Annotated in this window: 15 protein-coding genes; 7 read left to right on the forward strand and 8 right to left on the reverse strand. The window is 38.4% G+C overall.

The window, feature by feature from the left end:
• The first annotated feature begins 179 nt into the window (after positions 1 to 179).
• Positions 180 to 1,679, forward strand: a complete 1,500-nt coding sequence (locus MKX65_RS23890; RefSeq protein ID WP_340902990.1) for a transposase — start codon at positions 180 to 182, stop codon at positions 1,677 to 1,679.
• Positions 1,680 to 1,810: 131 nt separating this feature from the next.
• On the opposite strand, the gene MKX65_RS23895 is transcribed toward MKX65_RS23890, so the two are convergent.
• Positions 1,811 to 3,568, reverse strand: coding sequence for a carbohydrate-binding domain-containing protein (locus MKX65_RS23895; RefSeq protein ID WP_340906063.1), 1,758 nt, complete (start codon positions 3,566 to 3,568; stop codon positions 1,811 to 1,813).
• A gap of 165 nt (positions 3,569 to 3,733) precedes the next feature.
• Between MKX65_RS23895 and MKX65_RS23900 the strand changes: the two genes are divergently transcribed.
• Both MKX65_RS23900 and MKX65_RS23905 read left to right on the forward strand, forming a co-directional pair.
• Positions 3,734 to 4,417 (forward strand): response regulator transcription factor, encoded by a 684-nt coding sequence (locus MKX65_RS23900; protein WP_340906065.1) that lies wholly within the window; start codon positions 3,734 to 3,736, stop codon positions 4,415 to 4,417.
• Positions 4,410 to 5,705, forward strand: a complete 1,296-nt coding sequence (locus MKX65_RS23905) for a sensor histidine kinase (protein ID WP_340906066.1) — start codon at positions 4,410 to 4,412, stop codon at positions 5,703 to 5,705. The genes MKX65_RS23900 and MKX65_RS23905 overlap by 8 nt, the downstream gene beginning before the upstream one ends.
• 89 nt (positions 5,706 to 5,794) lie before the next feature.
• On the opposite strand, the gene MKX65_RS23910 is transcribed toward MKX65_RS23905, so the two are convergent.
• The 3 genes from MKX65_RS23910 to MKX65_RS23920 form a co-directional block, all read right to left on the reverse strand.
• A complete protein-coding gene (locus MKX65_RS23910) occupies positions 5,795 to 6,121 on the reverse strand; it encodes a PTS lactose/cellobiose transporter subunit IIA (protein WP_251522890.1) in 327 nt (108 codons plus the stop codon).
• Positions 6,122 to 6,195: 74 nt separating this feature from the next.
• Positions 6,196 to 7,527 carry a PTS cellobiose transporter subunit IIC gene (celB, locus tag MKX65_RS23915; protein WP_340906376.1) on the reverse strand — a complete coding sequence of 444 codons (1,332 nt, stop codon included), beginning with the start codon at positions 7,525 to 7,527 and terminating at the stop codon, positions 6,196 to 6,198.
• Positions 7,528 to 7,569: 42 nt separating this feature from the next.
• Positions 7,570 to 7,875, reverse strand: a complete 306-nt coding sequence (locus tag MKX65_RS23920; protein ID WP_251522896.1) for a PTS sugar transporter subunit IIB — start codon at positions 7,873 to 7,875, stop codon at positions 7,570 to 7,572.
• Positions 7,876 to 8,175: 300 nt separating this feature from the next.
• Between MKX65_RS23920 and MKX65_RS23925 the strand changes: the two genes are divergently transcribed.
• Both MKX65_RS23925 and MKX65_RS23930 read left to right on the forward strand, forming a co-directional pair.
• Complete coding sequence (locus MKX65_RS23925) at positions 8,176 to 8,865, forward strand: polyphosphate polymerase domain-containing protein (protein WP_160547749.1); 690 nt, start codon at positions 8,176 to 8,178, stop codon at positions 8,863 to 8,865.
• A 20-nt stretch (positions 8,866 to 8,885) separates the two neighbouring features.
• On the forward strand, positions 8,886 to 9,569 hold the full coding sequence (locus tag MKX65_RS23930; RefSeq protein WP_340906068.1) for a DUF4956 domain-containing protein: 684 nt from the start codon (positions 8,886 to 8,888) through the stop codon (positions 9,567 to 9,569).
• Positions 9,570 to 9,791: 222 nt separating this feature from the next.
• Here MKX65_RS23930 and MKX65_RS23935 read toward each other — a convergent pair whose 3' ends face one another.
• Entirely contained in the window at positions 9,792 to 10,364 is a 573-nt protein-coding gene (locus MKX65_RS23935) for a hypothetical protein (RefSeq protein ID WP_160547738.1), read from the reverse strand.
• Between the two features lie 249 nt (positions 10,365 to 10,613).
• Here MKX65_RS23935 and MKX65_RS23940 point away from each other — a divergent pair, with 249 nt between their 5' ends.
• Both MKX65_RS23940 and MKX65_RS23945 read left to right on the forward strand, forming a co-directional pair.
• A complete protein-coding gene (locus MKX65_RS23940; RefSeq protein WP_160547737.1) occupies positions 10,614 to 10,907 on the forward strand; it encodes a Dabb family protein in 294 nt (97 codons plus the stop codon).
• A gap of 62 nt (positions 10,908 to 10,969) precedes the next feature.
• On the forward strand, positions 10,970 to 11,878 hold the full coding sequence (locus tag MKX65_RS23945) for a Gfo/Idh/MocA family oxidoreductase (RefSeq protein WP_160547736.1): 909 nt from the start codon (positions 10,970 to 10,972) through the stop codon (positions 11,876 to 11,878).
• A 388-nt stretch (positions 11,879 to 12,266) separates the two neighbouring features.
• Here the strand turns inward: MKX65_RS23945 and treR are convergent, their stop codons facing one another.
• From treR to treP, 3 genes are all read right to left on the reverse strand, one after another.
• A complete protein-coding gene (treR, locus tag MKX65_RS23950; RefSeq protein WP_160547735.1) occupies positions 12,267 to 12,983 on the reverse strand; it encodes a trehalose operon repressor in 717 nt (238 codons plus the stop codon).
• A gap of 15 nt (positions 12,984 to 12,998) precedes the next feature.
• On the reverse strand, positions 12,999 to 14,681 hold the full coding sequence (treC, locus tag MKX65_RS23955; RefSeq protein WP_160547734.1) for an alpha,alpha-phosphotrehalase: 1,683 nt from the start codon (positions 14,679 to 14,681) through the stop codon (positions 12,999 to 13,001).
• Between the two features lie 61 nt (positions 14,682 to 14,742).
• Complete coding sequence (gene treP / locus MKX65_RS23960; RefSeq protein ID WP_160547733.1) at positions 14,743 to 16,170, reverse strand: PTS system trehalose-specific EIIBC component; 1,428 nt, start codon at positions 16,168 to 16,170, stop codon at positions 14,743 to 14,745.
• Positions 16,171 to 16,256 lie beyond the last annotated feature (86 nt).

Genomic DNA, 16,256 nt, shown 5'->3' on the forward strand with positions numbered 1-16,256 from the left:
TTATTTGATTCCTCCTACTTTTAGTAGGGGGATGTTTCACGTTTTATAAGAAGAATTGGAAATTCCTCAGTGAAATTTTGTTGATTTTTTTGTCGAAAATACTTGACTTTTTGAAAACACCACAATAATCGCCGGCGAAGGGATTTATTTCCTTATAAACCGTGAATTGGGGTGTTGAGGTGAAGCCAACTGTCGTTAGTCATGAAGATTACCAAAACTTCGTTTTAGAACAATTAAGAAAGCATTACTCTGGTAACGTCCTTACTATTGTAAATAATGATTGGCCCATTATTTACAAGTTATGGATCACTGACCTTTCTCAGATTACCTCGTGGCTTCGGAGCTCTTATTCGAATAAAGGTCCGGAGCCTCGTGATCCGTCTTCTATGATGCGCTCTTACCTTTTGCTTCTTTTGGCTAAACCAACTCTCAGTATTACTGAATGGGTTGATGAATTGTATCGAGTGCCTTTCTATGCCATCATGAGTGGCTTTGAACCGGGGAAAGTTCCTGGTATAGGGACTTTCTACGATTTTTTCCACCGTTTATGGGGAAGGGATAACGCTAATATAAAACCCAATATCAAACCGAAACGCCAAAAAAAGAAAAAGAAGAAACCCAAGAAAGGCGAAAAAGCGTCCCCATCAAGTCCAGGTATAGTTAGAAAGTTAATCGATCGTTTTTTTCGTTATGATGCTAAGAAAAAAGTGCTGCCAAGCGATCGATTATTTGAATTATTTCAATCTCAATTTCTCCATGTATCAGCGAACCTAGGCTTACTCGGAGACTTGGACGCTCTAGGGGTTGTCGGAGACGGTACCCCGATTGAAACGGCTAGATTTCCAAGAAGCAAGCGTACTTGTGAATGCAGTGCCCAAGGACTAACGAATTGTAACCATCCTCGTCATTATTCCCAACCTGACATCGACTCAGGGTGGGACAGTTCACGGGAACGCTACTTCAACGGATACCATCTCTACATGTTATCCACTAGCGACAGTCGATACGACCTACCCTTGTATCCAAGACTTCAACCAGCTTCCCGGCATGATTCTGTCAGTCTTGTTGCCAGTTCTATTGAATTTTCGCAACGCACTACCTTGGGCACAATTGGTAAGATTCTCTTGGATGCTGCTCATGATGCGGAACCTATTTATGAATTGCTAGATCATTATAATATCGAGCCTTTCATTGATCTGAATGTTCGAACCAAGAAAAATTTCAGCACTGAAAGCGATATACAAATATCTCCCGAAGGGACACCAATTTGTTCTGCAGGGTTAAAAATGAAGCCCAATGGTTTTGATAAATCCAAAAACCGGCAGAAATGGAGATGTCCACTCGCATGCGGCACAAAAATTACTTGTGAGAATCCCTGTTCTAAAGCTAAATACGGTCGAACATTTCATACATTCCGGAAGGACAACCTTCGGTTGTTTACTAAGACTCCGAGAACGTCTGAAAAGTGGAAGCTAACTTATAAGCGTCGTACATCTGTAGAACGGTCGAACAAACGTGAAAAGGTTGATTATCATTTAGAATTAGGTCGTCATCGTTCCACGAAAATGTGGTACATTCGGACTTATGCCATTATGATGTGCCAACATATTGATGCTTGGTACGACGTTAAAAAAGAAAAGCTGAATCTCGAAAATGTCATTTTTAAAAAGTCTGCTTAATCATTTTTAAAAATTTTATAAGCAAGGCTTATTTGGTATGCATTTTTTTGAAAAAGGAAATGAAAAAAAGGAATTTTCATCGAATCGAAGCTAATTTCCAGTTATTTTTTTACAAATCCCATAAAAATGACTTAGTTATTCCGAGAGTCTATTAATGTGTAGCTAGAGTCCTTCACTAAGTCCGGCGAGCTGATATAGACAGAAGAATATTCTTTTTCTGGTGCATATGTGGCTATGGTATTTCCTTCACTATCTTCTAGGTGTATTAGTGTACCTGCACTTTGAGTTGCTGGGTATGTCATCAGAATGCCATTTTGCTCAGACGTGTCAGAGCTTGCTTGGACCATTCCAGAGCTACCAGCTGCAATTAATAATCCTCCAGAGATTTCAAAGGTCCCATTATAGTCTAATGAACCATTTCCGTTATTTGTTGGACCACTTACAACCGCTGTTCCACCAGTCATAACAAAGTTTCCATTCGAATCAAGTCCATCGCCTTGTGCATTGACAGACACATACCCACCGCTGATTTGAAGCAACATATCCGATGATGTGCTGCTCTCCATGTCCATGCCGGATCCATCGACTCCGCCACCAACATTGAGTCCATCATCACTTGCCGTTACATCGATGGTTCCATCTGCAATTGCAATGACTCCACCTTCAATTCCCTCGTAACTCTTAGTAACGGTGATATTTCCACCTTTCGTTAAGACTGAAGAATCCGCATGAATGCCATCATCTCCCGTTGCAATCGTTAATTCGCCACCTTCAATAAGGACGTTACCATTACTATGAACGGCGTCATCAAGTGAATCAATGTTAAACGTTCCACCAGCGATAGCCAGCTCAGCTGTTGCCTTTAACCCTTTTGAGCTGCTTGTTTCTGTCGATGTTGTCGTAGTGGTTGATTCACTTTGGCCTCTTCCACCCATAGCATTTTCATTTGCTGCCACCGTCTCAGGGCTTCCTCCACCAGTCGTAATGTTATAGTCTCCACCTAATGTATATAGGGATGTTTGGGCTTGAATTCCATCATTTTCTGCCGTAATGTTAAACGTTCCACCTTCAATTGCAAGGTTTCCTTTTTCCGCATCCTCATCATTGGTCGTTTTCATGCCATCACCACCGGCTGTGATGGTGAACGTTCCATCCTTAATAGCTAGCAGGTCCCGTCCAACAATTGCATCATCCTTAGCGGTAATTTCGATATTTCCACCAGTAATTTTCAGATCATCTTTCCCTGTAATTCCGTTATTAAAGTTCGCTTCAACGACAAGCTTTCCTTCACCATTAATCGTTAAATTGCCTTTACTAAAAATAGCTGAGTTTGGTTCTTCTGCTTCTACATCATCGTACACATATTGTGTTCCATCTGTGACGGTATTTTCCGTTCCTTCAGGCAATGATATGACTGTCTTCTCTGCATTGTTCACATAAATCGGAGCTGAAGAACTGCTAGTAATATCTACTCCATTTAATACGAGGCGAACGGTATTGTTATCCTCTGCATCTACAACAATTTGACCATCGGCTAATGTTCCACTAAGTACATATACGCCACCTGTTTTAATCGTAACGGTACTTCCTGAAACAACTACACCGCCAGATCCTTCATAGGTTGCTGTTGATCCATTCAACTGAATACTCGTTACCTCTTCATTTTCCCAGTCTGTATAAAGATCATCGTCACTATAGCTAACAAGTCCACTTACAACAGATTGTATGTCGCTGTCTCCTAGTGTGCTTAAGCTCTCTATATTAACCTCTGTAGCTGTACTAGTACCTGAATTTGAAGTTGATTCCTCTTCTGTATTACTGCAGGCAAATAATAATGTGGTGCACAATAAAGGTGCAATTAGCTTCGTAAATTTATATTTTCGTTTCATCAACTTGGCTCCTTTTCGATTTGATAAGCCTATTATGTTTGTCCAACCTTAACAAAACCTTAAAAAAATTTATAAACAAGAAATAATTTGCATTTCTCGCTTTTGCCCCTATAATCGAACTTAATTAACTAAAGGAAAAACAATTCGGTAAAGGAGGCGACAAAATTGAATTTATTAATTATAGAAGATGACAAAGTCCTCTCGGAATCCATTAAGGAAACCACCAAGGAAATGTTTCAGATTGAACAAGCATTTGATGGTGAAGAAGGATTGTACTTAGCGGAACAAAATATTTTTGATGTGATCATATTAGACATCATGATGCCTCATATGAATGGATACGAGGTACTTGAGGAACTGCGAAAGAAGAATATTACGACGCCTGTGATTATCCTGACGGCAAAAGACGGCATAGATGATAAGATCAAAGGATTTAAGGTGGGGGCAGACGATTACTTAGTCAAACCCTTTCATCGCGAGGAGCTTTTGCTGCGCTTAGAAGCGATGGTACGACGTTCGGTTGGCTCCTTCAAAGAGAATATCCTGTCCTTTAAAGAATTACATTTAAACTTAAAAAATAAAACGGCGTCGATTGGGGAAGAAGTGATAAAACTCAATGGAAAACAATTCGATTTACTTGAGTATTTAATCAATAATAAAAATACGATCTTAACGAAAGAGCAGATTTTTGATCGAATATGGGGATTTGAGTCAGATACGTCAACGACGGTTGTGGAAGTGTATGCTAGTAACTTACGCAAAAACTTAAAAAAATACGATTATGATCAATATATCAAAACTTTTCGTGGGCTAGGCTATATGCTTTCAGAAGGTGAAGGAAATGTTTAAGGAGAAAATCTTCCGTAGCCAACAGCTCAAATTCATGATCTTTAACCTTATTGCCTTTACGATCATTTTTACGATTTTTGGAATTATTATTTTCAGCCAGGTTCAAGGGACGTTATTTAAAAAGACGGACGAAGAACTTTTAATGGTAAAAGAGAAACATATGAGTGAATTCTCAGATATAACTAATGGAGACCGACCTTTAGATAGTATCGATCGTACTCCTCCGAATAATGACCAAAGGGCAATCAAAAACCCACGTATTTTTATCTTAAATTGGGATAAAGATGGTGAAATTATTGAGGGAGATCAAATCGGATCATTATTTTACGAAAGTTATTTACAAGACTTTACTCTAGATAAAAATAATCTTGATACGGTAACCAATATAACAATAGACGATCAATACCACTTTCGATATTTGCTATTTGAAGATACAAACGAAGATGATGAAGTGGCCTATGTACAATTAATGATCAATACCGACGCGGAAGAAACCATCATCAATAACTTCCAAAAGCTAATCATTATTTTTTCTATTGTCTTTATCGTCCTTTCTATTTCAGCCAGTTATATTTTATCGAAAAAGATGATGCAACCGATTATTCTATCATGGAAAAAGCAAGCTGAGTTTGTGGAGAATGCCTCACATGAATTACGAACACCTTTGACCATTATTCAAAATAAACTCGAGCTTTTGTTAACTTCTCCTCAGGAGAAAATAGCGAACAAGTTTGAAAATATTGCGCTAAGCTTATCCGAAACTAGAAGACTATCAAAGCTTACTTCTGATTTATTAACCCTTGCTCGTGCTGATTCTGCTGAAACACAGCTGGTGAAGCAATCCATTCATGTGGATACCTTCGTGAAAAACGTTTGTGCTCCTTATATTGAAATTGCAGAATCACAGGACAAGCATTTATGGCTCCAATTGAATTGCGACATAAAAATGGAAGCCGATGAAGTCCGTCTGCATCAACTTCTCGTCATTTTGCTTGATAATGCGTTAAAGTATACCGGCGAAAATGATAGTATTGGTGTGAAAACGTATGAAGAAGACCACAAAATTGTATTTGAAGTGAGTGATACGGGGATCGGGATCAAGGAAGAAAATATGAAATATATTTTTGACCGCTTCTATCGCGAAGATAAAGCTCGTTCGAGAGAAACGGGTGGAGTCGGCCTAGGATTATCTATTGCTCACTGGATTGTTAAGCAGCATGAAGGAACAATCAAGGCAAGTCAAAATAAAAACAAAGGAACCACCTTTAAAGTGAAATTACCAAAATAGAAGATCACATATGTGGTCTTCTTTTTTAAAACAAAATAAAGGCATGGATTGTTTTAACCCACACCTTTAATCATATTTGACTATTATCATTAGCCAGATACCTTTTCTAACTTAATCGTCTCATATAAATCCACAAATTCTGTTGCTAAATCCTTCATGGTAATGGCATTCATGAGATGATCCTGTGCGTGAACCATTAATAGAGAGATTTCTACTTTTTCTCCTCTGATTTCACCCTGGATTAATGATGTTTGAACATGGTGTGCCTCGTTTAGGGCATCTGCCGCTTCTTGCAACTTTGCTCGGGCTTCAGTAAAGTCTCCACGCTTCGCAGCTGCAATTGCCTCCATTGAGCAGCTCTTCCCATTTCCACCATGTAAAATAATCTGAAATATCGTTTCCTCCATAGATGCCATTTTAAAACCCTCCGTATAAAATTAGTCTCACATGTACTCATGTGAGACTAATTGTTTTTATGTCTTGATATGAATTAGCTCACTTTAGATGAATTATTTGCTCCGCCTTCTTCTTGTTGCTTCATCTTATCCCACATTCTGAAGAACGGGAAGTAGATAGCTAAAGCGATAACGACGTTGACAGCCTGCATAACCGCTCCTGAAATTTTACCTCCAGTTGCAAGGTATCCACCGATAATTGGCGGCGTTGTCCAAGGAATTGCAATACCTGCTGGCTTCGCAACTAAACCTAATTTCATAGAGTAGTAAGTCACAATGATTAACACGATTGGTGTTAAGAAGAATGGTACGATTAGTAATGGGTTCATTACGATTGGTGTACCGAAAATGATTGGCTCGTTGATCATGAATGTACCAGGACCAGCCGATAATTTACCAAGCGCCTTCATTTGTTGGCTCTTTGCCCAGAAAAGCATGAGCATAGCTAGACCAAATGTAGCACCAGTACCACCAATGTTGACGAATACTTCAAAGAATTGTGATGTAAAGATATTTGGTAATTCTTCACCAGCACGGAACGCAATTTGGTTTTCTTCTGTAGCCATTAACCATACTGGGCTTAGTACACCTGCAACGATGTTTGTTCCGTGTAGACCTGCTGACCAAAGCATCATAATAAGCATGTAGGCTACAATGGAACCGATTAAGCTTCCGCCTAATAATCCAAGCGGCTTACCAAGTACTAATTGAACTACGTCGTGAATACTACTAATTCCAAAATATTCAATCACTAAGCGAAGGAAGAAGATAATACTGATAACAATAAAACCAGGAATAAGTGCAATAAACGATTTACTTACTGCCGGTGGTACACTATCTGGCATTTTAATAACGATATTTTTCTTAAGAATAAAGTTATACACTTCTGTTGAGAATAAACCGATTAAGATCGCAACGAAAAGTCCTTTACTTCCCATAAATGCAACTGGAATCGCTCCTCCAACTGCAATGGCTTCCGTTGCTCCATCTGGAGTAAACGGTACATTGAAAGGTGTAGCTAGTAAGAACGCACACAGTGAGATAACCCCAGCTGTAATGGCGTCAATGCCATAACGCTCAGCTAGACGATACGCAATACCGAATGCTGCGATAAGACCCATCATGTTAAACGTTGCATCGGTTGGATACATTAATTTTGCTAGCCATTGATCACCGAACACACTTGCCATGAAATCAGCATAACCAGGAATTGGTAGGAAACCTAAGATTAGGAATACAGAACCGATAATAATCATTGGCATTGCTAGGATGATTCCATCTTTTAAGGCACCTAAGTGTCTTTGTGCCGCTAATTTACCAGCAAAAGGCATAAACTTTGATTCAAGGAAACCTAGAAATTTATTCATCACGTTTCATTCCCTTCTCTACTTAGAGAGTATTTAATAGAATTACTTATTTTTTAGAGCTACTGCTGTTTTTAATACTTCTGCACCATTACACATTCCGTAGTGGATTGGGTTAATAGAATCAACTGGGATATTCTTTTCTTTTCCTAGTTGTTGCATTTGAGGTAAAAGGTAACGAACTTGTGGTCCAAGAAGAAGTACATCCGCTTGATCAATGTTCGCTTTTACTTGATCCGCACTTACTGCCCAGATCTTTGAGTCAAGTCCTTGATCTTTTGCAGCCGCTTCCATTTTTGTTACTAGTAAACTTGTAGACATACCTGCCGCACAGCATAATAGAATGTTCATCATAAATTCCTCCTAAAGTGTTTTAATTGCTTATTAGTTAGTTTAATAAATCAGAGATAAGTTCTTTTGATGAAGAAGATGTGTTGTTATCTTCTTGTTGATTTCATATTACATTGAAAGCGATTTCATTTATATCTATCTTTTTTCCGTATCTCAACGGAAAAAATTATTACTACTATTTTACTAGCTTTCCTTTTCAAAAAATTTCAATTGTAAATTCCATTTAAGGTTTGTTTAAGGTTGCCCACCGATAATGTGAATCAAGCCGCTAACATAAAGGAGTTGAACAGAGTGAAGGCAATGATGCTAAATGGCGTTCAAGGAAGATATGAACTTAAGCATGAAATCACAAAAATGGATTGCTACTTATTAAGAAGCAAGTTACAGCATGTGATGACGGCTGACCCAAACGCTAATAATGACGGGAAATACTTAATCCGAAGTGTATACTTCGATAATTTTGATAATAAAGTTCTTCAACAAAAGAAGGAAGGCTTTTTCGAACGAGATAAGTTCCGTGTTCGTCTGTATGACCATAACACAAGCTACATTAATCTCGAAAAAAAGAGCAAACGAAACAATATGACCTATAAACAAAAATGTCGTATGACCATTGAGGAATACGAAAAGGTAAGAATCGGTGACATCGCTTGGATGGAAAATGATTCACGACCTTTGATGAGAGATTTATATATGCAAATGAATCTCCTGCAGATCAAACCCGTGACCATTGTGGATTACGAGAGAGAGGTTTTTATTTATGAGTATGGGAATGTCCGAGTCACATTCGATAGCTCCGTTAAGACAAGCTTCCGAAACAATGATCTATTAAATCCAGATGTACCAATGGTGGAAACAACCCCTGGTATTGTCATTTTAGAAGTAAAATACGATGAGTTTTTACCTGATGTCATCAAGCAGTTAGTTCAGCTTCATGACAGACGAAGAGGCACTTATTCAAAATATCAAATAAGCCGTATGTTCGGTTAACAATATTGGAGGAATAGAAAATGGATACAATTAATTTTCAGGATATTTTTAAGTCTAAGTTTCTTGAACAAACGAGCAGCTTTTCAATCGTCGATTCCTTAATTGGATTATTCGCATCATTAGTCATTGGTCTCTTTATCTATTGGGTATATAAAAAGACGTTCACAGGTGTGATCTATTCACACACCTTTAATATCTCACTTATTGTTATGTCAATGGCCACATCATTAGTCATTATCGGTATCTCATCTAATGTATTATTATCACTTGGTATGGTTGGTGCCTTATCCATCGTTCGTTTCCGTACACCGATCAAAGACCCAATTGATATCGTCTACTTGTTCTGGGCTATTATTGTAGGTATTCTTAGCGGAGCTGGCTTTGTGCCACTTGCTGTTCTTGGTTCACTACTCATTGGAGCCATTCTAATCTTCTTTGGAAATCGTATTAAAGTGGAAAATCCATATCTATTAGTCGTACGATACAATGGCCACTCGATTGAAAAGTCATTAGAACATGTCGTATCAGAGAATTCGAAAAAGCATACGATTAAATCAAAATCCGTAATGCCAGGTAATGAGTATGAAGTCACTTATGAAATCCGCGTAAGGGAAAATGACATGAGCTTCATCAACAATATTTCCGAAATGGATGGAGTAAGATCCGCCATTATGCTGAGTTATGATGGGAATTTTACAGCATAACTCGAAAAGCGGAAGTGCTTTGATCAGCCCCGACAAGCATAAGACGAAGACCGCAGGAAGGCCTGCCTTCTGGAGGGGTTTGGCTTATGACCTAGGAATAATGGCTTTAGATTATTCCATCGAGGGGCTAAGCACTGGAGCTAGACAACACCTTAATAACAATATCTCTTAACTTTGAAAAAGGAGATTGCCCTTCCCCCCGGCAATCTCCTTATATATATTTTAACGGTTATAAATTACATATTGATATGGAATACGAATTTTACCCTCAGATGAGCTTACATCCAAGTAACCGCTAACGAAAGTTGGTGTACCTTCTTGGCCACTTGCATGAGTACCATGTTTCACCACTTCTACCGTAATATCCATACTTTTTTTAGCAGGAATGGTTACTTCCATATCAGTCACTTTTACATTTTCATCATTGCTAATGGTATATGCTAACTCCTCGTTAGTTGGGTTCGTTAACGTAACGGTCATCTTATACGTTTGATTTCCAACCGGGCGAACTAATCCAAAGCTTAAGGAGGACGGGTAGGCTAACACTGATGGATTCACCGCATTATTCAGGTCCATTAGATCTCCCTCCACTTTTAATGGATCAGAGATTGTTCCCTCAAAGGAAGCAATTTGTGCATCTCCAAACTGTATAAAAGCATTCTCACTGTCTACGGTAACAGAAGATTGCCCCTCATCATTTTTCACTATCGCTTGAATTGGGACAGCTGTTGTAAATATCCACAGAGTAATTAAGAGAACTCCCAAAATACTTTTTATGTTCTTAGCTATCTTCAACAAGTAATCCTCCTTTAAAACTAGCTTTCTATATAACTATCTAGTAAAAACTACTAGAAATTTGCGTACTAGTTTAATTTCTAGGAATGAGAACTTTCCCCTTTGACTAGTTTTGTCTCATCTTGAAAATAATTTTGCCGAAATAACACCTTTTCTGTAGTAAAAATGGAAATTCGTGTATTTATTGATATATATGCTCGAACATTATAGAATACAAGAAAAGAAAATGTAATTAATAGGAGGTTCAACATGATACAACGTACTGTATTATTAAAGTTCGCTGAAACAACAACACAGGAACAAATGGAAGAAGTCATCAAACGCTTTAAAGCATTGGAAAAAGTAATTACTGGAGTAGTTGAAGTTCAAGCTGCATTCAATCTTTCTGAAAAGAGTAAGGAATATCAAGTGATTCTTATGGTTCGTTTCGAAAACGTGGCTGCTGTAGAGGCCTATACAATAAATGAACAACACCAAGAAGTGGCTGCCTTCATCCGCGAGGTTGGAAGACTTGATAGCATCGGTGTAGATATTGAGATTTAAGAATTTATGCCCCACAATAGGAATTGTGGGGTTTTTTATAAGTATAGAAATGAGGAGTTTTTATGAAAATTGGAATCATTGGATTAGGAGATATCGCAAAAAAAGCATATATACCCGTTCTTTCTGAAAAAGAAGGAATTGATCTTGTCCTTTGTACGAGAAATGAAGAGACACTTACTCGACTTTCAAACAAATACCGTGTTCAAGAAACAGCGAAGACGATTGACGAATTACTTTCAAAAGAAATTGATGCTGCCATTGTTAGCACAGCGACAGAGGGACATTTTGAAATAGCAGAAAAGTTGCTTGATCATGGGATTCATACATACATTGATAAGCCCATATCCATGAACTTTCATGAAACAGAGAGAATTGTTAGGCTAGCTAAGGACAAGGGGAAAATTGCCATGGTTGGTTTTAACAGACGATTTATCCCTCGTGTGAAAGAACTAAAGGAACACGGGAAACCAAACCTGATTATCATGCAAAAGAATCGCTTTGCAGCTCCTGATTATGTACGTAGATTTGTAGTAGAGGATTTTATCCATGTCGTTGATACGCTGCGGTTTCTTATGGATACTGAGGTTAAAGATGTAAAGATTGAGTATGTAAGAAGCGGTGACACACTAAATCAGCTCGTTATCCAGCTAATTGGTGATGGTTGTATAGCCATCGGAATCATGAATCGTAACGGTGGTGTAACAGAGGAAATCATTGAATATATGTGTGGGCATCAGAAATTTGTCGTGAACAGCCTAGTAGAAACCACCAGATATCATGATAAAGAAGTTAGCATAACAAAATTCGGTGACTGGGAACCGACGCTATATAAGCGTGGTTTTTACCAGCTTATGGACCATTTTATTGAATGCGTTCAAACACATTCTACACCAGACCCATCTATCGACGACTCTCTTATCACTCATGAGATATGCGAGAGAATTGTTAATATGATTGATTCGGAAGCGTAATCGATACAAAGCAAGGGCTTGTCCTTAATCCAGTAACCATCAATAGTAAAATAAACGGAGATTTTTCGGTTAAATGCAGAATGGAGCTCGTTTCGGGATAAATAAGGGAAGGTTTTCCGCTAATACAAAGGAAAATCCCCCTTTTTCGAATTTTTCAAGGCAATAGGCGGAATCTCTCCGTCTATTTTGCCTTTTTTAATAGGAAATACTAATTTAAACGGAATTTCTCCGTTTATCAGCACAGGTGATCCCCAATCGATAGTACGGACCCTCTTGACCTAACAAGTTAATCTAATTACGTAGAAACGTTAATAAGGACGTATGCTAATTCATACGTCCTTTCATTAGAAAACGGAACCCTTCTATAAAACTAGAAGGCGGGTTCGCCTTATAGATGATTTCTTCTCGCAAAGTCGACAAAGCGGAATTTATCTGGTCTGTGTCTGGATTCGGTGTACTGAAACAAACTCGCGTCATCCAGATACACATAATTTTTTATTATCACTATATTGTGATGACCATCTAAATCTAATAGCTTCCGGTCTTCCTCTGTCGGTTCTTCCACGATAATTTCTTTCTTCGCAAAGCTGATACTTAGCTGCAAGTCATTTTCAAGATAATCATAAATAGAGTGTTCACAAATTTCCCGTGTTAAAGCAGGAACGAATTTTTTATTCAAATAATCTTTATCTAAGATTACCTTTTCTCCACCCATTTCCCTCACCCGAAACACTTGCCAGACCTGGTCCTTGCTAGACAAATTTAACTGTTTCATGATGAATGGATCTGGTTTTATCAAAGAGAGTTCATGAACTGTAGTGACCGGTTTTTGTCCCATTTTATCTGCTAGTTCTTTAAAACTGACTAGTCCAGAGACGGGAAAATCAACTTTTGTACTTTTAATGACAATCGAGCCCTTTCCGCGCACTTTTTGTATATACCCGTTTTGTGATAGTAGGTTAAGTGCCTTTCGGATCGTTTCTCTCGAGGTATTGTAACGGTCCTTTAACTCATGCTCAGAGGGCAAAAGTGTATTAGGGGCAATTCTCCCTGCTTCTATTTGCTGTACAATATCGTTATGGATCGTTAAATACTTATTTGTCATGTTAAAAACTCCAGTTTACTTTTTTAAATAGTACACAACAGACTCATATGGTCTTAGCTTCATTTGCTTTATATCTTCTGAGGAGTCAGCATAGTTGGATAATAAAATCGTGCTAGTTACACCTTCCGTATCCACATGCTCTGGTAATTGAAACTCTACTTCTTTGGAATAAAAATTATTCACGACTAGTAATTTTTCATTACCATTATCTCGTATATAAGCAAAAATAGCATCATGATTGGCTAAAAGCAACTCATAATTTCCGTCTGTCACGATATCGTACTCTTTTCTTAACTGGATAAGCTTTTGATAATGATAGAAAACTGAATCTTGGTCGGCCATTGCCTTTTCTGCATTAATCTCTTTGTAGTTTGCTGCTGGTTGAATCCAAGGAGTACCCGTTGTAAAGCCTGCATTCTCCTCATCATTCCATTGAACAGGTGTTCTCGAATTATCACGTGATTTTTGCTTTAAGATATCTAGAATATTTTGTTCGGCCATGCCTTTTCCTTTGAGAATCTCAAAGATGTTTAATGACTCCACATCACGATACTCATTAATAGAAGTGAAATTGGGGTTAGTCATTCCAAATTCTTCTCCCTGATAAATATAAGGAGTACCCTGCATCATATGAATGACTGTGGCAAGCATTTTAGCTGACTCTTTATGATACTCCTTGTCATTTCCGAAACGCGACACCACTCTTGGCTGATCATGGTTACACCAGAATAAGGCATTCCAACCGCCACCCTTATTCATTTCCACTTGCCAGTCAGATAAGATTTGCTTCAACTTATAGAAATCAAAGTCTGCCTTTGTCCACTTCTCTCCATTTGGATAATCAACCTTTAAATGATGGAAGCTGAAGGTCATATCCAACTCTTTTCGCTCTGGGTTTGTATACTTAATACAGTTATCAATAGAAGTAGAAGACATTTCTCCAACGGTCATGATGTCATAGTGAGAAAATACCTCTTGATTCATTTCATGTAGGTACTCATGAATTTTGGGACCATCTGTATAGAATTTACGACCATCTCCAAGACCGGTTGATCCATCATCATCTAAGAAGCGCTGATCCTTAGAGAGCAAATTCACCACGTCTAAACGGAAGCCGTCCACCCCTTTATCTAGCCAAAATTTCATCATATCGTAAACTTCTCGACGAACCGGTTCATGCTCCCAATTCAAGTCCGCTTGAGTCACATCAAACAAGTGTAAATAGTATTGATCGGTTTGTTCATCATATTGCCACGCATTTCCGCCGAACTTTGACTCCCAGTTGGTCGGAGCCCCGCCATTTTTCGCATCCTTCCATATATAATACTCACGGTACGGGTTGTCCTTTGAAGACTTCGATTCAATAAACCATTGATGCTCCGTTGATGTATGGTTTACAACAATATCCATAATAATTTTAATCCCGCGGTTATGGGCTTCTTTTAATAAAGAATCAAAGTCTTCCATCGTCCCATACGGCTCATAGATACGGAAATAATCACTAATATCATATCCATTGTCACGCTGTGGAGACTCATATATTGGTGTTAACCAAACCACATCTACCCCAAGCGTTGCTAAGTAATCTAACTTCTCAATAATTCCCTTAATATCTCCTACACCATTTCCCGTCGTATCATTAAAGCTTTTTGGATAAATTTGATATACAACTGCTTTTTTCCACCAAGGTTGAGTCATCTTTGTAGCACCAGCCCTTATTTAATAGTAAAAGAGGAACAAAGAATTGTTCCTCTCGACATTATTTTCTTTTAAAAGATACTTTTCCAATATTCATCTTGGCAAATACAACCGTTAAGATGAACGGTACAACGACTGCAACAACCATAGCAATAGCGAATGTTAACATATGCTGTGGTTGGATCGAAAGAATTCCAGGAAGACCACCCACTCCAATGGAGTTTGCCATAACATTGCTTCCTACCGAGATCACAGCTGCTACCAATGAACCAATCATGGCAGCTAGGAATGGGAAGCCGTATTTCAAGTTAATACCAAACATCGCTGGCTCTGTTACACCAAGATAACAAGAGATAGCTGCAGGAATAGACACTTGCTTTTCCTCTTCGTTCTTTCTGTTAATATAAATCATCGCTAGAACAGCAGAACCTTGAGCGATATTTGATAAAGCGATCATTGGCCAAAGGTTCGTTCCACCAAGTTCACTCATTAACTGTAGATCAATGGCATTCGTCATATGGTGTAAACCTGTAATAACAAGTGGTGCATAAGCAAATCCAAATACAGCTGCAAATAACCAGCCCACTGCAGAAGTTAAGCCAGAGTATACAACGTCAGAGATGAAAGAACCAATTGCCCAACCTACTGGACCAAGTACGGTATGTGCAATTAATACCGTTGGTACTAGGGCAAAGAATGGAACAACAATCATGGAAACCGCATTTGGAACGACCTTACGTAGTTTTAGTTCAAGGAATGAAAGAACTATACCTGCTAAAATCGCTGGAATCACTTGTGCTTGGTAACCAATCATGTCTATCTTGGCAAAGCCAAAATCCCAGAATGGTACTTCCGTTGCACCTGCCACACCATAAGCATTCAATAGCTGTGGTGATACAAGCGTAATCCCTAATACAATTCCTAAAATCGGAGTTGCTCCCATTTTTCTAGCAACTGCCCATGTAATCCCTACCGGTAAGAAGTGGAAGATCGCTTCCCCAATTAACCATAGAAATGCATGAGTTCCAGCCCAAAATTGAGAAATCTCAATTAAAGACTTTGTTCCATCTTCAAACATTTTGATGTCACCGATTACATTTCGGAATCCAAGAATAAGCCCCCCAACAACGATGGCTGGAATTAATGGAGTAAAGATATCTGCAAGGTGAGCTATCATTCTTTGAAGCCAGTTCATATTCTGCTTCGCTGCTTGTTTTGCATCTTCCTTAGACGTATCGCTAACACCTGCTATTTTAATAAATTCATTATAAAAGGACGATACTTCATTCCCAATAATCACTTGGAATTGTCCCGCTTGAGTAAAGGTTCCTTTTACAAGCTTAATGGACTCAATCTTATCTATATCTGCTTTTTTTGGATCTTTTAAAACAAAGCGCATTCTTGTCACACAGTGGGTAACAACGGAAATATTATCGCTACCACCGATATGTTCAAGCAAGTCTTTTGCTGGTTGAGTATAATTACTCATTCGTATTCCTCCCTGGTAAAAAGTTACCAAACAATTTTATTATGAAACAAGTAAGGGAAATAAATTCGCTTACATTTCGGAAAACT

It is taken from the genome of Robertmurraya sp. FSL R5-0851 (assembly GCF_038002965.1).
Lineage (GTDB): Bacteria > Bacillota > Bacilli > Bacillales > Cytobacillaceae > Robertmurraya_A > Robertmurraya_A beringensis.